2 protein-coding genes and 1 pseudogene are annotated in these 4,223 nt (G+C 43.4%); all 3 read right to left on the bottom strand.

The genetic code is table 11. The features are described 5' to 3' along the window. Positions 1 to 289: pseudogene (locus B2X72_RS20670) on the bottom strand (RND transporter); the annotation flags it as partial. Continuing rightward, positions 289 to 3,441 carry an efflux RND transporter permease subunit gene (locus tag B2X72_RS20675; RefSeq protein ID WP_286851309.1) on the bottom strand — a complete coding sequence of 1,051 codons (3,153 nt, stop codon included), beginning with the start codon at positions 3,439 to 3,441 and terminating at the stop codon, positions 289 to 291. The gene B2X72_RS20675 and the pseudogene B2X72_RS20670, both read right to left, overlap by 1 nt. Positions 3,442 to 3,518: 77 nt before the next feature. Then, on the bottom strand, positions 3,519 to 4,223 hold a 705-nt coding region (locus B2X72_RS20680; RefSeq protein ID WP_286851310.1), incomplete at its 5' end, for an efflux RND transporter periplasmic adaptor subunit.

Below are 4,223 nucleotides of genomic sequence, written 5' to 3' on the forward strand. Positions count from 1 at the left end.
AAACTCGGGTTGAAATCTGCAGGTTGAGCAATGCTGTCTTCATTTCAAAATTATTCGCTAAGGCAGAATCAATCAATAGTTTCAATGTGGGATCGTGAAAGAAGGATTTCCAATGGATCAGTCCCATACTGGAGGTGTCTCCGAAATAATCCAGCGTATCGCCACGAAAGTTTTCGGGAAGTTTGAGTTTGGGCTGCACATAATCTTTGCCGATCTTACAGGCATTCATCAGGCCTAAGAGACCAATGATGATCGATATTCCCGAAAGGTATTTTTTTATGTTTTTCATTATTCTTCCTCTTCTTTAGCTAGTTTATCATGTAGTTTTTCATCCAGGCTTTTGAATACGACAAAGAGTACAGGGATGATAAAGATGCCGAATGCTACACCAAAGAGCATGCCGCCGGCGGCGCTGAAACTGATCGAATGGTTACCGATCGCCGAGGGACCAACCGTCCACATCAAGGGTACCAGGCCAGCAACAAATGCCAAACTGGTCATCAAGATTGGCCGTAACCTAAGTTTTGAGCCGTTAATGGCAGCTTCGACGATACTTTTGCCATTTTTACGCTCCTGCACGGCAAATTCGACGATCAGAATAGCATTTTTGGCCAAAAGACCAATAAGCATGATGAGTCCTACTTGCACATAAATGTTGTTTTGAAGTCCCACAAGGTTGATCACGGAAAATACGCCGATCAGTCCCACAGGTATAGACAGTAATACTGCCCAAGGAAGAATGTAGCTTTCATATTGAGCGGAAAGCAGGAAGTAGACGAATAGGATACTAAGCGCAAAAATCAATATCGTCTGTGAGCCGGATTGACTTTCTTCATAGCTCATGCCCGTCCATTCAAAACCGTAATTACCCGGAAGTTTGTTGTCGGCCAACTTTTGGATAGCCTGCATCGCATCATCTGTACTATAGCCTTCCGCGGGTGTAATATTTACTGCAATTGCATTGTATAGATTGTAACGCGTGATGGTTTCTGGACCCACAGTCTTTTCTAAGGTCAATATGGTGTTAATAGGCACCATTTCGCCTTTACTGTTGCGCACAAAAATTGAATTGAAGGATTCGGGATCTTTGCGGAAGTCGAAATCTGATTGGACATAAACACGGTATTGGCGACCAAACCGATTAAAATCGCTCGCCTGTACACGCGCAAAATAAGATCGGATTGTGGACATGAGATCTTTGATCTCAACTCCCAGGGATTTTGCCTTTACGGCATCGATATTTACTTCATACTGAGGGAAGTTTGATTTAAAACTTGTGTAAGCACTTCGTATTTCCGGTAAGGTATTGAGCTGGTTGATAAAGGTATCTGCAATGGTGTTAAAATCCCGAATGTCACCACCCATTCGATCTTGAAGAACCATTTCAATTCCGGCAAAGTCGCCAAAACCCTGTACGGTAGGGCGGGGGAACACCGTAAACGTTGCTTCATTAATCTGGGATAGATCATGCCTGATGGTATCCATAAATGCATTAATATTTTTGATGTGCTCGCGTTTGGCATGTGGTTTTAAGGTGATGTAACCAGCGGCAAATGCCGGGCTTGAGCTTCCGTCCAGGGCATTAAAACCAGAAACTGTTGTCATTCCATTGATGTCCTGTCTTTTCTTTAAAATACTATCGGCACGATGAAGAACCTCAGTTGTTCGGCTCAATGAAGCGCCGGGAGGGAGGGCAATGTTGTATGTGATAAATCCATCATCCTCTGTCGGAATAAAACTTTTAGGTGTTTTAATCATAAACACAATGCCAAGTGCTGTAATTAAAATTAAGCCTGCCCAGGCTATTTTCTTATTCTTGATCAGTATTTCTACAATCGAGACATAACGGGCGGTCAGTCGATCAAAAGAGGTATTGAATGCTTTAAAGAAGCGATCTTTAAATTGATTGATTTTGCCGTTTTTTTGATTGGTATGCTGTTGCGGGGCTTTCAGGAGTAGCGCACATAGGGCTGGACTTAACGTCAATGCATTGAGTGCTGAAATCAGAATCGCTGTTGCCAGGGTGTAAGCAAACTGGCGATAAAAGATACCTGCTGGCCCTTCCATAAATCCTACAGGCAAAAATACAGCAGCCATGACCATGGTTATGAACAGGATAGCTCCCGTAATTTCGGACATCGTCGATAATGTAGCGGCTCTGGGTTTCATTACTGTGCTGTGCATTTTTTCGTGGATGGCCTCAACGACGACAATGGCGTCATCCACTACGATTCCAATGGCTAACACCAGGGCAAACATCGTGAGGACATTGAGCGAAAATCCAAAAAGCTGCAGAAAAAAGAAGGTTCCCACCAATGAAACCGGGATTGCAATTGCAGGGATCAAGGTGGATCTAAAATCTTGCAGGAAGATAAAGACAATAATAAATACCAGGATAAAGGCTTCAAAAAGGGTGTGCTCAACCTGGTTGATCGATTCATCGATCTGGTCACGTACAGAGTAGGTCACCTCATAGTGTATGCCTTTTGGAAATGTTTTGGATTGTTCCTCGAGAACCTTTCTGACGGCAATATCAATATCATGGGCGTTGGAACCACTGGTTTGTGTTAAGTTGAGTGTAAGACCGGGATGTCCATTTACCTTATTGTCGCTGCTTAGATTTGTAGCACCGAATTCGACGCGTGCCACATCTTTTAAATAGAGCACGGAACCGTCGGTGTTGGTTTTGATCACAATACTCTGGAATTCCTCCGGAGTGGTGAAACGCCCTTTATGACGGATCACTGTTTCGAAAGCTTCATCTGAGGTTTCTCCAAATTTACCGGGGGCAATCTCAAAGTTTTGATCTTTTATAGCATTGGTGACATCTTGTGGGACGAGGTTATACAGGGCTAGTTTTTCGGGATTCAACCAAAGTCGCATCGCATAATCCCTTGCTCCCAAACGGGAAACCTGGGCTACACCATCAACACGCAGCAAAGGCCGCATCAGGTTAATCTGTGCATAAGCCTGGAGAAAGGTTTCGTCGTAGGCACTATCCTGATGATCAGAGTAGAGATTGATGGTCATAATGACACCCGTTTGCCGTGGCATGACCGTGATTCCGGCCTCATTTACTTCTGCGGGAATGGAACTGATTGCTTTGGAAATCCGTGTCTGTACGTTGACCGAGGCAATATCAGGATTGGTACCTGTCTTAAAATAGACCGACACACTTCCCGATCCTGAATTGGAGGCAGATGACTTGATATAGGTCATATCCTCTACACCATTGATGGCTTCTTCGATAGGTAGTAAAACGCTTTTTGCTACAGTCTCGGCATTAGCTCCCGGATAACTTAGTGAAACAAGCACACTTGGTGGTGCAATTTCTGGAAAACGCGAGACAGGCAGAAGTTTTAGCCCAACTAAGCCCAAGATTACCAGGATAATGGAAACCACCGTGGCTAATACAGGCCTATTTATAAATGTTTTTAGCATATATATGGAATTTTAAACACGCTACATGAAGTGTACAGTATGTCTGACACCTTGTAGCATGTAAAAATGATAGATAATTATTTCTGTAAAATCGGGGTTACTGGTGAACCGTCGGTCAATTTGTCAAATCCACTGGTAATAACGCGATCGTTTTCCTGTAGTCCTGAGTAGACGATATAATTGTTTTTACTTTTGCCTGTCAGTTGGATATTTCGTTTTTGTGCTTTGTTGTTTTGGTCCAGTATATACACGAAGGTTTTATCCTGCAATTCATTGACTGCAATCTGAGGGATTTGAAGAACGTCTTTTTTAACCTCTGCAATTTTAAGTGTACCACTACTTCCGGACCGAAGTATATTGTCGTGATTTTGAAATGTCGCACGCAAGGAGATCGCACCTGTAGTACGGTTGATCTGACCATTGACGGCATCCACTATACCTTTTTTTGCATATTCTTCGCCATCCGCAAGGACGAGCGTAACTTCGGGAAATACAAGCTTCTGATTCTGGTTGTATTTTTTCCCTTCCAAGCTATCTTTTTTTGCCTGTGCTTTGGAAAAATAAAGAAAGTCAGATTCATTCATGGAGAAATAAACATAGACTTCCTGGATATCTGAAAGATAGGTGAGGGGTTCTTTATCACCTTTTGAGACCAGATTCCCGATACGTTTTGGGATCCGACCAATGTAACCGCCTACCGGAGCGGTGATAACCGTAAAATCCTTACTGATCTGAGCGGAACGTACGGCTGCGATGGCCTGATCCAGTGTCGCCTTGGCTAC

This window comes from Sphingobacterium sp. UBA7253, from assembly GCF_002472745.1.
GTDB classification, from domain to species: domain Bacteria; phylum Bacteroidota; class Bacteroidia; order Sphingobacteriales; family Sphingobacteriaceae; genus Sphingobacterium; species Sphingobacterium siyangense.